Consider the following 14,034-nt stretch of genomic DNA (forward strand, 5'->3'; position numbering starts at 1 on the left):
GCGGCGTCGGCGGACGCCGCGACCGCGATTCCGGCAATGACGGCGGCCAGGGCAAGGCCGCCGGAGATAAGAGCAGGTCTACGCACAAGCCCGGGACGCTAGTCGTACATTTTGATTGTTGTCTATTAACAACGACTTAAATCAGCTCATGGGCTTTCCGCCGGTGACGCCCAGCACCTCGCCGGTGGTGTAGCTGGCGTCCTCGGACGCGAAGTAGACGTAGGCGGCCGCCAGCTCGGCCGGTTGCCCGGGACGGCCCAGCGGGGTGTCCTCGCCGAACTTCTTGACCTTCTCCTCCGGCATCGTGGCCGGGATCAGCGGCGTCCAGATCGGGCCCGGCGCCACCGCGTTCACCCGGATGCCCTTCTCCGCGAGGTCCTCGGCGAGCGCCTTGGTGAAGGCGACGATGCCGCCCTTGGTGGTCGCGTAGTCCAGCAGCGGAGCCGACGACTGGTACGCCTGGATCGAGGCGGTGTTGATGATCGACGAGCCGGCCGGCATCCTCGGCACGGCGGCCCGGCACAGCCAGAACATCGCGTACAGGTTCGTCTTGAGCGTCTTGTCGAACTGCTCGGTGGTGATGTCGGCGATGCCCTCGGGCTGAGCCATCTGGAACGCCGCGTTGTTCACCAGGATGTCGACGCCGCCCAGCTCGGACACCGCCCGGTCGATGATCGCCGCGCAGTGCGCCTCGTCCTTGATGTCACCCGGCACGCGTACCGCGGTCCGCCCCGCCTTCTCGATCAGCGCCACGGTCTCCTGCGCGTCGTCCTCCTCCTCGGGGAGGTAGGAGATGAGCACGTCGGCGCCCTCACGGGCGAACGCGATGGCCACGGCCCGCCCGATGCCGGAGTCGCCGCCGGTGATGACCGCCTTGCGCCCGGTCAGCCGGCCCGAGCCGCGATAGCTCTCCTCGCCGTGGTCCGGGCGGTCCGGCATGGCGCCGGTCAGGCCCGGCTCGCTCTGGTCGCCGCCGCGCAAGGGCGATTCGGGGTATTTGCTCTGCGGATCCTGTGTCATGTCCCACGCTTTCCCGGCCTTCGCGCAAATAACCCCTCCGCCGGGGAAAGCGCCGCCCGTGACCGATACCCCTGAGGCCCGAGTGGGCGTTGTGATGATCACTTGGGAGCGCCGAGCCGAGGCGCTGAACGCGGTGGCCCGCCTGCGGGCGCTGCCCGAACGACCGCCCGTCGTCGTCATTGACAACGGATCGTGGGACGGGACGGCGGCGGCGATCCGGGCGCTGTTCCCGGAGGTCGACGTGGTGGCGCTGGGCGAGAACCGCGGTGGTGCGGGGCGCAACGTCGGCGTGCGGCGACTGCGGACGCCGTACGTGGCGTTCTGCGACGACGACACGTGGTGGGAGCCCGGCTCGCTGTCGGCCGCCGCGGACGTGCTCGACGCGTACCCGAAGATCGGGGTCGTCAACGCTCGCATCGTGGTCGAGCCGGGCGGCGCGGACGATCCCATCGTGCCCGAGCTGCGGGACTCGCCGGTGTCGCGCCCGGACTGGATGCCCGGCCCGGCGCTGGGCAGCTTCCTGGCCGGTGCATCGGTGGTGCGGCGCTCGGCCTTCCTGGAAGTCGGCGGCTTCAGCACCCGGCTGTGGCTCGGCGGCGAGGAGGAGCTGCTCGCCACCGATCTGGTCAGCGCCGGCTGGGAGATCTGCTATCTCGAAGACATCGTGGTGCACCATGCGGCATCGGTGGCGCGCGACGCAGGGCTGCGTCGCCGGGTCGGGCTGCGGAACACGTTGTGGTTCACCTGGCTGCGCCGGCCCGTGCCGGCCGCCTTGCGGCGAACGGCGTTCCTGGCCCGCAGCGTGCCGCGCGACCGGACGTCGGCGCTGGGTGCGTGGGATGCGCTACGCGGCGTGCCCTGGCTGGTACGACAGCGCCGGCCCCGCCCCGAACCGGTCGAGGCGCGACTCGCCGTCCTGGATGCGCCGCAGCGGGCGTCCACCGCCCGGCGCTACGTGGGTTGACGGGTTGCTGAACAGGGCAATCTGTGCTCATGACCACCGAACCGCCCTCGTCGCAGCCACCCTCGTCGCAGCCGTCCGCTTTTCAGCCGTCGTCGTATGAGCCGCCGCTCGCCTCCGAGGAGTCGTCCCGGGTCGCCCGGACCCGCACCAGTGCCGTCTGGCTGGGCGTGTGGGCCGGGGTGGTGGTGCTGATCCTGCTGATCATCTTCGTCGCGCAGAACACCGCCAAGGTGCAGATCTCGTTCTTCGCCCTCGAGGGGCAGATCCCGCTCGCCCTGGCCCTGCTCATCGCCGGGGTGGCCGGCGCGATCGTCGCGATGGCCGTGGCGGGCCTGCGCATCATGCAGTTGCGCAAGCAGATCCGCCACGGCCGCCCCTCGATCAATCGTTGAAGGTCTTCCCGGTCTCGACGAGTGACTTCAGGTCGCTGAGGATCCAGGCCCAGCCGCCGCCCGCGCTCTCGCCGAGGTTGCCGGCGGTGACGTCGGCGGTGACCGGCGCGCCGGCCAGCTCGTGCGTGACGGTCAGCTTGCACGTGCCCGGCTGCGTCTTCGACTCCGTGATCTCCCACGTCACCGTCGTGAAGGGCTCGGCCGCGGTCCGCGGGTCCATCAGCAGCCGCCACGTCTGGACGAGCCGCCGCGGCGGGTCGACCTCGAGCACCTCGCCGTCGACGATGGCCTCGGGCAGCGGCGGCAGGTCGTTCGCCTTGTGGTACTCGATCATCCCGGCGTTCGGTGTGGACCGGTAGGACCCGCCCGGCCGCAGCTCGTAGTGGCCGGGCGCCGCGTACCCGTACCGCTGATTGAACTCGGGCTCCACGATCGCCGCCCAGATCTTCTCCGGGCTCGCCTTGATCCAGATGCGGTGCACCTGCGTTTCGGTGGTCATTGATCTTCCTCCAGCGCGTTCTTGAGATCGACGAGCGCCGTCACCTGGCGTTCGGTGTATTTGTCGATCCATCGGTCGTGGATCAGCCGGATCGGCACGGGATTGAGAAAGTGCAATTTCTCCCGGCCCGAGCGGCGTGTGACGACGAGCTCGGCGTCCTCGAGCACCTTGAGGTGTTTCGCGACGCCGAAGCGTGTCATCTCCAGCTCGGACTCGAGCTCCGTGAGCGTGCGGCCGTCACGCCGGAAGAGCAGGTCGAGCAGGAAACGTCGGGTCGGATCGGCCAGCGCCTTGAACACCCGATCCTCGTCCTCCATGACGCAAAGTTATGTGACCAGTAGGTCACATGTCAAGCTGGGGGGCATGGTCTTTCGGCTGGATTGGCAGGGCGAGTTCATGCTGGGCGGCATCGGCTGGATCGCCGTCGGGCACGACGACGGCCGGTGGTGGTTCGACGGGTACGTCGTCGGCAAGTGGCACATCGACGGCGGCGCACCGCAGGTCGCGGACCTGGCGCGCTGGCTGCTGGCCGAGCGGCCGGCGGGCCGCTACGAGGTGGAGTTCGAGCTGCTGCGCAAGGCCCAGCCCTGGCAGGGTACGGGCGAGATGCTGATGGATCTCGACATCACGCTGGGCCGTGACGAGCCCGGCGGTCCCGAGTCGCTGGTCTGCTTCCCGTCGGGCTACCTTCCCAAGATCGAGAGGTGGGCCCAGATCTACGAGGGCCTCGACTGGGAGGGGATCGATCGTCCCCGCCTGCACGCGGAGGCGACCCGCCTGCTCGAGAGTGCCGATGGGGCTACGGCTTGACCGCGATCCGGCCGGGGCCGATCGGCAGCAACAGCAGGCGGGCGCCGGTCTCCTCGATGAACTCCTCGATCGCCGCCCGCGCGCCCTGGTAACTGCCGTAGTCGTCGATGATCAGGACGCCGCCGGGTGACAGTCGGTCGTAGAGCGTCGCCAGCTCGTGGCGGGTGGACTCGTACCAGTCGGTGTCCAGGCGCAGGATCGCGATCCGGTCGGGCGCCTGCTCGGGCAGCGTGGACTCGACCGGGCCCTGGACGAAGTGGATCCGCTCGGCGGGATAGGGGATCGCCTCGAATCCCTGCCGGACGTCCTCCAGGCTCGCGACCGCCCAGATCTTCGCCGTGCGGGGACGGCTGCTCAACAGGTCGGCCACCGGCTTCCCGTCGTAGGTCACGTCCTTGTCCGTCGGCGGGGTCATGCCGTCGAACGTGTCGAAGAGGTACAGCTCCCGGGAGGTGTCGCCGATCGCGAGCAGCGTCCGCGCGACCACGTGCATGCTGCCTCCGCGCCACACCCCGCACTCGACGACCGCACCCGGGATGTCGTGCGCCACCACATGGCGAGTGGCCAGGTAGAGGGCGTACTGCTTCTCCACCCCGGTCATCGTGTACGGGCGCGCGGCGCGAAGGATCGGCTGCGCCATCTCGTCGTAGTGCGCGGGGAATTGCTGTTTTGCCGCCGGCGGTTTCGGTGCGGCATCCGATTTGGCGCGCGCCCGGACGATCTTGTAACCCGTTGTCGTGGCGAGCGCCTTGTTGATGCGCGATTTGAGAGGCATGGGCCGGGATGCTACGGCTCGGCAGCCTCGCGCGGAATCGGCCGGAATCAGGAGAGCGGGCGACGAGAATCGAACTCGCGTAATCAGTTTGGAAGACTGAGGCTCTACCATTGAGCTACGCCCGCGTGACGGTCGCGTACGCCGCACCGCCGGGCCACAGCCTACTGAACCGCCGCCCCCGACGCGAACCGGATACCCCCTGCGCGCCCCGGGCGAGTCGCCGTGTCAGACGACCGCATACACTTGCTCCGCCACGGGGTGTGGCGCAGCTTGGTAGCGCACTCGCTTTGGGAGCGAGGGGCCGTGGGTTCAAATCCCGCCACCCCGACTGTCACACCACATCCGAAAGCTACAAGGAGTACGCCTGTGAAGAGCACCGTCGAGACTCTGAGCCCGACCCGGGTGAAGCTCGCCATCGAGGTGCCGTTCGACGAGCTCAAGCCGAGCCTGCAGAAGGCGTACCGGGAGATCGGCGCGCAGGTTCAGATTCCCGGCTTCCGTCGCGGCAAGATCCCGACCGCGGTGATCGACCAGCGTGTCGGCCGGGGTGCCGTGCTCAACGAGGCCGTGCAGGAGGCGATCCCCCAGCAGATCCTCGCCGCGGTGCGCGAGCACGAGGTCAAGACGCTGGGCCGGCCCGAGGTGGAGATCACCGAGTTCACCGACGGCGAGCCGCTCAAGTTCACCGCTGAGGTGGATGTCCGCCCCGAGATCACCATCCCCGACCTGTCCACCATCTCGGTCACCGTGCCGGTCGTGGAGATCGGCGACAGCGAGATCGACGAGCAGATCAACGGTCTGCGTGAGCGTTTCGCGACGCTGAAGACCGTGGACCGCCCGGCCGAGGAGGGCGACTACGTCCAGCTCGACCTCAAGGCGACCGTCGACGGCGAGGAGGTGCCCGGCGGCTCGGCCACCAACATCTCCCACGAGGTGGGCAGCAAGCAGCTGCTCCCGGGCCTCGATGAGGTGCTGGTCGGCCTGGTGGCCGACGCCGACGCGACCTTCACCACGCAGCTCGTCGGCGGCGACTTCGCCGGCCGCGACGCCGACGTCGAGGTGAAGGTGCGCAGCGTCAAGGACAAGCAGCTGCCCGCGGTCGACGACGAGTTCGCCCAGCTGGCCAGCGAGTTCGACACCCTCGAGGAGCTGCGCAACGACCTGCGCGAGCGGCTCACCAAGGTGAAGAAGGTCGAGCAGATCTACGCGGCCCGCGACGAGGCGCTCAAGCAGCTCGTCGAGGCGGCCGAGATCCCGGCGCCGGAGGGCATCGTCAAGGAGGAGGTCGAGGGTCGCAAGCAGGCGATGGCCGACCAGCTCGAGCGCATCGGCGCGACGATGGAGGACTACCTGGCCTCGGAGGAGAAGACCGAGGAGCAGATCGACACCGAGCTGACCGACGCGGCCACCGAGGGCGTCCGCATCCAGCTGCTGCTCGACACCATCGCCGACGCGGAGGACGTGCAGGTCTCCGACGACGAGTTCGGTCACGAGATCGTGCACCGCGCGCAGCGGGCGCAGATGCAGCCGCAGCAGTACTACGACCAGCTCGTGCAGTCCGGCTCCGCCGCGGCCGTCTTCGGCGACGTCCGGCGCGGCAAGGCGCTCGCTCTGGTCATGGAGCAGGTCACGATGAAGGACGAGGCGGGCAACACGCTGTCGCTCGACGACCTTCGCGAGGCCGGCGCCGACGAGCACGCGGGCCACAACCACTGCGCTCGCACGCTGTCAGCGCAGGCCCCCTGCGCTGACAGCGAACACCCACCCGAGCGGGAAGCTGATGGGCATCCGACCGGTTAGGTTGGGACGTATCACGGACCACCTGCCGGCCGGTTCCTCGGCCGGCTCAGTCAGCTGTGAAGGGCTGCCATGACCGACCTGCACATTCCTGGGAGTCCCGTCCTGCGGGGCGGTGACCTCAGTGGCAACCTCGACGACTCGGTCTACAACCGCCTGCTGCGCGAGCGCATCGTCTTCCTCGGGAGCGAGGTGACCGACCAGGTCGCCAACCGCATCTGCGCTCAGCTGCTGCTGCTGTCCGCGGAGGACCCGGAGCGCGACATCAACCTGTGGATCAACTCCCCGGGCGGCTCGGTCTACTCGGGCATGGCGATCTACGACACCATGCAGTTCATCGACAACGACGTCTCCACCGTGGCCATGGGCATGGCCGCGTCGATGGGACAGTTGTTGCTCTGCGCGGGCACCGCGGGCAAGCGCTACGCGTTGCCGCACGCGCGGATCATGATGCACCAGCCGTCCGGTGGGATGGGCGGTACGGCCGCCGACATCGCCATCCAGGCCGAGCAGATGCTTTACACCAAGCGCATGTTCCAGGAGCGGGTGGCGTTCCACACCGGCCAGGACCAGGCGCAGATCGAGGCCGACTCCGACCGGGACCGCTGGTTCACGGCCGAGGAGGCCAAGGATTACGGCTTCATCGACAAGGTGATCACCGGGGCCACGCAGGTCCCGGAGGGCGCCGGAACGCTGAACTGAGGGGCTTGAACATGACTGATCTGACCTTGCCGCAGAAGTTCGCCCCGGTGCACAACCGGTACGTTCTGCCGTCGTTCGTCGAGCGCACGTCCTACGGCGTGAAGGAGTCGAACCCGTACAACAAGATGTTCGAGGACCGGATCATCTTCCTCGGCGTGCAGGTGGACGACGCGTCGGCCAACGACGTGATGGCCCAGCTGCTGACGCTGGAGAGCACCGATCCCGACCGCGACATCACGATGTACATCAACTCGCCGGGCGGCTCGTTCACCGCGATGACGGCCATCTACGACACCATGCAATACGTCCGCCCCGACATCATCACGGTGTGCCTGGGCCAGGCTGCCAGCGCCGCGGCGGTGCTGCTCGCGGCCGGCACCCCGGGCAAGCGGATGGCTCTGCCGCACTCGCGGATCATCATCCACCAGCCGGCCACCGAGGGCGGCTACGGTCAGGGGTCCGACATCGAGATCCAGGCCCGTGAGATCATGCGGATGCGTACCCAGCTCGAGGAGTTGCTCGCCAAGCACTCCAACCAGCCGGTTGAGAAGGTTCGTAAGGACATCGACCGCGACAAGATCATGACGGCGGACGAGACCAAGGAGTACGGCCTGGTCGACACCGTGCTGGTCAGCCGTAAGAAGAGCCTTCAGACCGCCGGCGTCTGACTCCGAACACATGGTGGCGGGAGCCGGCCGGGCGAGATTAGACCGGCTGGCTCCTGACACGCCCGTTTTGGGGGGTCGGAGATGTGCCCCTCAGCGGGTAACGTCGAGCGTGCAACCTCAGTAACGCGGGTCCGCAGACGATGAGCTGTGCAAGACGAAGAATCGGCGACGGGGTTGATCCTCGAGCCGGGGCGGCGGGCAACAGCCGGCCGATTAGCGCAGGGAGAACGTAGGTGGCACGGATCGGCGACGGCGGCGACCTACTGAAGTGCTCCTTCTGTGGGAAGTCCCAGAAGCAGGTCAAGAAGCTCATCGCGGGCCCTGGGGTCTATATCTGCGACGAGTGCATCGACCTCTGCAACGAGATCATCGAGGAAGAGCTGGCCGAAACCGGCGAGGTGAAGTGGGAAGAGCTTCCCAAGCCGATGGAGATCTGCCAGTTCCTCGACAACTACGTGGTCGGGCAGGAACAGGCCAAGAAGGCGCTGTCGGTCGCTGTCTACAACCACTACAAGCGGATCCAGGCCGAGTCGACCGGCGCTCCCGGTGCGGGCAGCGACGTCGAGGTGGCCAAGTCCAACATCATGCTCATCGGCCCCACGGGCTGCGGTAAGACGCACTTGGCGCAGACCCTGGCCCGGATGCTCAACGTGCCGTTCGCCATCGCGGACGCCACGGCGTTGACCGAGGCCGGCTACGTGGGCGAGGACGTCGAGAACATCCTGCTCAAGCTCATCCAGGCCGCCGACTACGACGTCAAGCGCGCCGAGCAGGGCATCATCTACATCGACGAGGTCGACAAGATCGCCCGGAAGAGCGAAAACCCGTCGATCACGCGGGACGTCTCCGGCGAGGGTGTTCAGCAGGCTCTGCTGAAAATTCTCGAGGGTACGGTCGCCAACGTCCCGCCGCAGGGCGGACGCAAGCACCCGCACCAGGAGTTCATCCAGATCGACACGACCAACGTGCTGTTCATCGTCGGCGGCGCGTTCGCCGGGCTGGACCGCATCATCGAGTCGCGGGTGGGCCAGGGCGGCGTCGGCTTCGGCGCACACCTGCGCTCGATCTCAGATCGCAACACCGACGACATTTTCAGCAAGGTCATGCCCGAGGACATGCTGAAGTTCGGCCTGATCCCCGAGTTCATCGGCCGGCTCCCGGTGATCACCACGGTGCGCAACCTCGACCGCGAGGCGCTCATCAAGATCCTCACCGAGCCCCGCAACGCGTACGTGAAGCAGTACCAGCGCCTCTTCGAGCTGGACGGCGTCGAGCTCGAGTTCGACACCGGCGCGCTCGAGGCCATCGCCGACCAGGCCATGCTCCGTGGCACCGGCGCCCGAGGCCTCCGCGCGATCATGGAAGAGGTCCTGCAGTCTGTGATGTTCGAGGTCCCGAGCAACCCGGACGCCGCCCGAGTGGTCATCAACCGCGAGGTCGTCCTGGAGAATGTGAACCCGACCATCGTCCCGCGCGAGTTCGGCGGGCGCCGTGCCCGCCGCGACCGCGAGGAGAAGTCGGCCTGACCACCCTCGCGGAGCTCTTCGCTCGCATCGAGCGACTGGAGCACCTCGACAACGACCCGTGGCTCGACCTGGCGCCCCCACCGGCGCCGAGTCGGGCCGCAGTCGTTTCCTTCCCCGGCTACGTCGTGGTGGCCGCCGACGTCGACCGCCCGTGGCTGGACGCCCACATCACCACGGGCGACTTCGCCGAGCCGATCGGCCCGCGCTTCCTGAGCGCACTCGAGGACCATCTGGACGTCGTGTCCGGCAACCTCGACTGCATGCTGCTCGCGCCCCCGCTGGCGGGCGAGCCACCCATCTCCCTGAAGCCGGCCGACGACATCGACCACCCGCGGGTGATGCGGGCTCGCCGCTACCGGACGGACGTCCGCGCGTGGACGAGCGAGCACGGCATCCTGGTGGTGGGTCGCGGCCTGGGCGGCCGCTGGGAGGCCGCATTCGAAGTCGCCGAGTACGCGCGCGGCAACGGCCACGGCCGCGCCCTGGCCACGGCGGCCCGGCACCTGATCCCGGACGGCGGCCCGGTGTGGGCGCAGTGCGCTCCAGGCAACGCGGGAAGCTTGCGGGCGCTGCTGGCCGCGGGCTACGTCCCGATGGGGTCGGAGATCATCCTGATGCCGCGCAGCTGAGGGGCCGGACCGTTGGTCGCCGGCAGCTGGTCGTGCCCGAATGCACCACTCGCGACGCATGCCCGACAACGCGAACCACGCGCGCGGTATGGCTGATATACCGGATCCGGTCGCACAGGTGGAGGACCGGCATGCTTCCCGATCGAGAGCCGGCGCGCGTGGAGCAGAGCGCGCCCAGATCGGGCCCTCGTGCGGTCGGGCCGGCCCGCGACAACCCGCTGCTGGCCGCGGGCAACGGCGCCGTGACGCGATGGGTGCAACGTCTGGCCAGCGGCTCCCCGGACGCCCGCAAGGACGTCGGCACCCGCCTCGCCGCCGCGGCCGGGCAGGGCCAGGCGCTGCCGTCCGGCGTCCGGAACGAGCTCGAGTCGGCGACCGGCGCGCCGCTGGCAGCGGTACGCGTGCACACCGATGCAGATGCGGACGGCCTGACGCGTGACTTGGGTGCCCAGGCCCTCACCACCGGGCAGGACGTCTACTTCCGGGCCGGCGCCTACCGGCTGGACAGCAATCATGGGTATCGCGTGCTGGCGCACGAGGTGGCGCACACCATCCAGCAGTCCGGCGCGCCGGCGCTGCCGTCGAACGCCGAGGTCAGCGTCAGCCATCCGGATGACAGCGGCGAGCGGGCCGCCGAACGGGCCGCGGACACATTGGTGCACGCCCGTGGCTCCGCCGCCGCGCCGGCCGTGTCCATGTCGAGCGGTCCCCGGATGGTGCAGCGATTCTCCGGATTCGAGCACGAAAGCCTCGGCGACTCGACGAACGAAGCCATCGACCTCGGCAACGGCATCACCTTGACCTGGGGTCAGGTGGTCGCGATTGCCGGTGACGAGGTGGGCGATGTCGGCACGTTGCAGGAGATGGTCAGGACCGACGCAGGCCGCCGGCAGCTGCGCGCCGCGCTGGAGCACGCCTCGTTGCGCAAGCCGATCACCTCGGCGCTGCCGGCGCCTACCAAGGACGAGACCGATGCGCAGAAGGAGATTTACGTCAAGCTCGCGATGGAGAACGTCCGCCACTTCGCGGCGGGCGGCGACGCGCTGACCACATGGCGGTCTCATCACTCGCAAGCTCTCCAGGCCGCACTCACCGCCGGCCTGACCGGGAACGACGCCGAGTTCCAGCGCGCACAGTTGCTGGAGGCCTTCGGCCAGCACTTCCTCACCGACATGTTTTCCGGCGGGCACGTGCGGACACCGCGCGCCGACATCATGGCTTTCCACGCCGGCATCGCGCCGCCGATGGCGGCGGCGTTGATCGCGAAGCTGCGCGAACGTATCGAGGGCTTCCTGGTCGCGCAGATCATGATGCAGATCGGGATGGCGGTCGGGCCGCCTTCGATGCAGGCGCCGCCGATGCCGGGCATGCCGTCCATGCGCGGGCAGCTGTCCCAGGACAAGGCGCGCGAGAAGGTCAAGGCGACCGTCGACGGAAAGGTGGCCGGAGCGCTGAAGAAGATCGGTGGCATGGCCGGCCTGGAGAAGGCTTTCGGGCTGGCGCTCGCCGGGGCGGTCAGCGGCGCGCTGCATGATCGCGACGGCCGGGAAGGCGTCACTGTCGCCAGCGAGGACCACCCGGAGCCGTGGCTCGCATTGGGCGACTCGAAGCTCGACGCGGGCGTAGGACCGCCTCCGGCCGGGAGCGCCCGATCGGCCAGTCGGGACCAAGCGGAGAAGGCGGTGCTGGCAGCGCGGGAGCAGCTGCTCGCCGCGCGGGCAGCCGGGCAGAGTGAGACGGCGATCGCCAAGGTGGCGCCCACCGATCCGCCGACGGGGCTGATCGTGCACTTCGCGTTCGGATCGGCCGGGCTGGACGGCGCGGCGTCGGAGGTAGCGGCGGCGGGCGCGTACCTGCATACGAATCCAGGAACTCGGGTCGACCTGGCCGGGCACACCGATCAGGTGGGCGCTGATGAGGCCAACATGGGGCTGGGTCAGCGGCGTGCGGATGCAGTGCGGGCCGCGCTGATCGCGGGCGGCGCGGCATCGGATCAAGTGGGAGCCACCAGTTATGGCGAGAGCAGCCCGATCACGGCTGATCCGAAGCGCTACGGCGAGAACCGGCGGGTGGAGTTCGTCTGGCAGTCGCGCCGGCCGGTGTTCACCGATCCGTCCGAGGCGCAGGTGTGCGTCGACCCGATCAGGCAGCGGGCGGAGGCGGTCATCGCCGGGTTCGGGCCGCCGTTCCCGGTGGTTGAGCGGTACATCCCCCACGAGGTGCCGTTCCTCAACGAGCCACTGCCGGATTGGCGCTGGGGGAAGCTGTCACCGGAGATCATCACCGAGGTCGACACCTGGATCATGGGGATGGTCGGCAAGGAACTGCGCGATGCGGTCGCCGCGATGCCCGAGACGGAGATGTCAGAGGGTTACACCCTCACGATTCGCGCGATGATGGAGCCGATCGTCGATGAGCTGCTGCAGGGCTCCCCGGCCCGCAATCTGGGCAAGCTGATGGGCCAGCCGCCGGGCTGACGCCGTCCGTGTCGCTGGCCCCTGGCGTTCTTTGGGGCGGGCGGCCGGATGGCTTGGTACGGCCCGTTGTCGCACCCACGCCGCGCTGTGAGGCGGGGACCGGCCGGCGAACGTACCCTCTGCTTTATGCGCGTCTCCGTCTGCCAGCTGAATGCCCGCGATGACCGCGACCACAATCTGCGCGTGGCTCGTGAGCTGCTGAGCCGCGCAGCGGACGACGGCGCCGAGTTCGCGATGTTGCCGGAGTATGTCGACTACCTCGGGCGCAGCGCCGGGATGCCGAAGCCCGAGCCGCTCGATGGGGAGTTCGCGTCGTTCTTCGCGGAGGCGGCACGGGAGTTCGGGATCTGGGTGCATGCCGGGTCCTTCCACGAGCGTGGCCCGGACGACGAGCGGACCTACAACACGTCGCTGGTCTTCAATCCGGCGGGTGAGCGGATTGCGGCCTATCGCAAGATCCACTTGTACGACGTGGAGATCCCGGGCCGTGTCTCCTACCAGGAGTCACGTTCCGTGGCGGCCGGGGAAGATGTCGTCGTGGCCGATGTCGCGGGCGTGCCCGTCGGCCTGAGCATCTGCTACGACCTGCGGTTTCCCGAGCTCTATCGTCGGCTCGCGGATGATGGCGCGCGCGTTGTCGCGGTGCCGGCGGCGTTCATGATGCACACCGGGCGTGACCACTGGGAGGTGCTGCTGCGTGCGCGCGCGATCGAGAACCAGTGCTACGTGGTCGCGGCCGGGCAGATCGGTGACCACGAGCCGGATCGGACCTGCTTCGGCCGCAGCATGGTGATCGACCCGTGGGGGACCGTGGTCGCGCAGGCGCCGGATGTCGTGGGCGTAGTCACAACGGAGATCGACCTCGAGCGCGTGGAGAAGATCCGGACCGAGGTGCCGAGCCTGGCCAATCGACGGCTCCAGCTTTGACGGTGGGCAGGCTCTCGCCGTCCTCAGATCTGCTGGACGAGGTAGCTCACCACGGCCACGCAGACGAGGGCGCAGCCGGCCAGGAGCATCGCGCCGCCCATCCGGGATGGGCCTTGCAGGAACAGGCGGCGCACGGACACCACCACCGTGACCAGCACCATCAGGCCGATGACCACCTGCCAGAGCGGTATCAGCAGCCCGAAGAGCGCGTCGACGGCCAGTGGCGGGGAAGATCCCATGGCTCCCACTCTGTCACGGCTCGCGGAACGGCGGGCGAACCGACCGGGGGACCGATTTGCCTTCCACGGGCGGCGTCGCGTACCTTCGTCCCCGGCCCGCTGAGCGGGACGAAGCAGACCTTCGGGATGCTTCGGACCCTCATGAGGCCATCGCCGAAACCACGCGTTAAGCTAGGTGACGGCACCGGGTGGGGCGGATGCAAGACGCGGGTAACCGAGTTTGCATCGGCGAGACCAACCAGGTAGAGTAACAAAGCCGCAGGAGCCGGGCGGATGGATCGCTAGACGATCCGAGGCCGGTCTGCAGGGCACTCCGACTACACAACCACTTCTGGTGGTGCGTCAGTGCGGGTGCGATCTGGGCGAGGCCGGCTTACCGGCGATCTCGACCAGAGATTGTGGAGCTTTAAGCCCCAGGAACGGATCTCCGCTGCGCGGAGTTCTGTGCTTGGTGTGTGGTTGTTCTTTGAGAACTCAACAGGGTGCTATTGATAAGCCAGTGCCATGAGTAGTTTTTTCTCTGGCAATTTCTTTTGATTGTCGGGATTTCTTTTCAAGTTTTTGTTGGAGAGTTTGATCCTGGCTCAGGACGAACGCTGGCGGCGTGCT

The 14,034-nt window shown here is 68.3% G+C and carries 15 protein-coding genes and 2 tRNA genes; 11 read left to right on the forward strand and 6 right to left on the reverse strand.

Annotated elements, in window-relative coordinates:
• Window positions 1–141: 141 nt before the first annotated feature.
• Window positions 142–1,020 (reverse strand): glucose 1-dehydrogenase, encoded by an 879-nt coding sequence (locus AB0M20_RS06530; protein ID WP_364294752.1) that lies wholly within the window; start codon window positions 1,018–1,020, stop codon window positions 142–144.
• 82 nt (window positions 1,021–1,102) lie between these two features.
• Between AB0M20_RS06530 and AB0M20_RS06535 the strand changes: the two genes are divergently transcribed.
• Window positions 1,103–1,984 (forward strand): glycosyltransferase, encoded by an 882-nt coding sequence (locus AB0M20_RS06535; protein WP_364294794.1) that lies wholly within the window; start codon window positions 1,103–1,105, stop codon window positions 1,982–1,984.
• A gap of 29 nt (window positions 1,985–2,013) precedes the next feature.
• Entirely contained in the window at window positions 2,014–2,376 is a 363-nt protein-coding gene (locus AB0M20_RS06540) for a lipopolysaccharide assembly protein LapA domain-containing protein (protein WP_364294755.1), read from the forward strand.
• Here AB0M20_RS06540 and AB0M20_RS06545 read toward each other — a convergent pair.
• Together AB0M20_RS06545 and AB0M20_RS06550 are read right to left on the reverse strand one after the other, a co-directional pair.
• A complete protein-coding gene (locus tag AB0M20_RS06545) occupies window positions 2,366–2,875 on the reverse strand; it encodes an SRPBCC domain-containing protein (RefSeq protein WP_364294758.1) in 510 nt (169 codons plus the stop codon). The genes AB0M20_RS06540 and AB0M20_RS06545 overlap by 11 nt on opposite strands.
• Window positions 2,872–3,174: a metalloregulator ArsR/SmtB family transcription factor gene (locus AB0M20_RS06550; RefSeq protein WP_364294761.1), complete on the reverse strand. Its 303-nt coding sequence runs from the start codon at window positions 3,172–3,174 to the stop codon at window positions 2,872–2,874. Before AB0M20_RS06550 ends, AB0M20_RS06545 begins: the two co-directional genes overlap by 4 nt.
• Before the next feature lie 64 nt (window positions 3,175–3,238).
• Between AB0M20_RS06550 and AB0M20_RS06555 the strand changes: the two genes are divergently transcribed.
• Window positions 3,239–3,685 carry a hypothetical protein gene (locus AB0M20_RS06555; RefSeq protein ID WP_364294764.1) on the forward strand — a complete coding sequence of 149 codons (447 nt, stop codon included), beginning with the start codon at window positions 3,239–3,241 and terminating at the stop codon, window positions 3,683–3,685.
• On the opposite strand, the gene AB0M20_RS06560 is transcribed toward AB0M20_RS06555, so the two are convergent.
• Together AB0M20_RS06560 and AB0M20_RS06565 are read right to left on the reverse strand one after the other, a co-directional pair.
• Window positions 3,675–4,460, reverse strand: a complete 786-nt coding sequence (locus AB0M20_RS06560) for a TylF/MycF/NovP-related O-methyltransferase (RefSeq protein ID WP_364294767.1) — start codon at window positions 4,458–4,460, stop codon at window positions 3,675–3,677. The genes AB0M20_RS06555 and AB0M20_RS06560 overlap by 11 nt on opposite strands.
• Window positions 4,461–4,514: 54 nt before the next feature.
• A tRNA-Gly gene (locus tag AB0M20_RS06565) sits at window positions 4,515–4,585 on the reverse strand.
• A 129-nt stretch (window positions 4,586–4,714) separates the two neighbouring features.
• Here AB0M20_RS06565 and AB0M20_RS06570 point away from each other — a divergent pair.
• The 8 genes from AB0M20_RS06570 to AB0M20_RS06605 all read left to right on the forward strand — a co-directional run bounded on the left by AB0M20_RS06570 (window position 4,715) and on the right by AB0M20_RS06605 (window position 13,186).
• Window positions 4,715–4,788: transfer RNA gene (locus AB0M20_RS06570), tRNA-Pro, on the forward strand.
• Window positions 4,789–4,826: 38 nt separating this feature from the next.
• A complete protein-coding gene (gene tig, locus AB0M20_RS06575; protein WP_364294770.1) occupies window positions 4,827–6,260 on the forward strand; it encodes a trigger factor in 1,434 nt (477 codons plus the stop codon).
• A 69-nt stretch (window positions 6,261–6,329) separates the two neighbouring features.
• The gene (locus tag AB0M20_RS06580) at window positions 6,330–6,959 is read left to right on the forward strand and encodes an ATP-dependent Clp protease proteolytic subunit (RefSeq protein WP_364294773.1); all 630 of its coding nucleotides are present in this window, start codon (window positions 6,330–6,332) and stop codon (window positions 6,957–6,959) included.
• Between the two features lie 11 nt (window positions 6,960–6,970).
• Window positions 6,971–7,627: an ATP-dependent Clp protease proteolytic subunit gene (locus AB0M20_RS06585; protein ID WP_364294776.1), complete on the forward strand. Its 657-nt coding sequence runs from the start codon at window positions 6,971–6,973 to the stop codon at window positions 7,625–7,627.
• A gap of 233 nt (window positions 7,628–7,860) precedes the next feature.
• Window positions 7,861–9,153, forward strand: a complete 1,293-nt coding sequence (clpX, locus tag AB0M20_RS06590; protein WP_364294779.1) for an ATP-dependent Clp protease ATP-binding subunit ClpX — start codon at window positions 7,861–7,863, stop codon at window positions 9,151–9,153.
• Between the two features lie 125 nt (window positions 9,154–9,278).
• Window positions 9,279–9,782, forward strand: a complete 504-nt coding sequence (locus tag AB0M20_RS06595) for a GNAT family N-acetyltransferase (RefSeq protein WP_364294782.1) — start codon at window positions 9,279–9,281, stop codon at window positions 9,780–9,782.
• 32 nt (window positions 9,783–9,814) lie between these two features.
• Window positions 9,815–12,259 (forward strand): DUF4157 domain-containing protein, encoded by a 2,445-nt coding sequence (locus AB0M20_RS06600; protein WP_364294785.1) that lies wholly within the window; start codon window positions 9,815–9,817, stop codon window positions 12,257–12,259.
• A gap of 126 nt (window positions 12,260–12,385) precedes the next feature.
• A complete protein-coding gene (locus AB0M20_RS06605; protein ID WP_364294788.1) occupies window positions 12,386–13,186 on the forward strand; it encodes a carbon-nitrogen hydrolase family protein in 801 nt (266 codons plus the stop codon).
• A gap of 23 nt (window positions 13,187–13,209) precedes the next feature.
• On the opposite strand, the gene AB0M20_RS06610 is transcribed toward AB0M20_RS06605, so the two are convergent.
• The gene (locus tag AB0M20_RS06610) at window positions 13,210–13,425 is read right to left on the reverse strand and encodes a hypothetical protein (protein WP_364294791.1); all 216 of its coding nucleotides are present in this window, start codon (window positions 13,423–13,425) and stop codon (window positions 13,210–13,212) included.
• Window positions 13,426–14,034: the final 609 nt, after the last annotated feature.

The organism is Actinoplanes sp. NPDC051633, assembly GCF_040681735.1.
Lineage (GTDB): Bacteria > Actinomycetota > Actinomycetes > Mycobacteriales > Micromonosporaceae > Actinoplanes.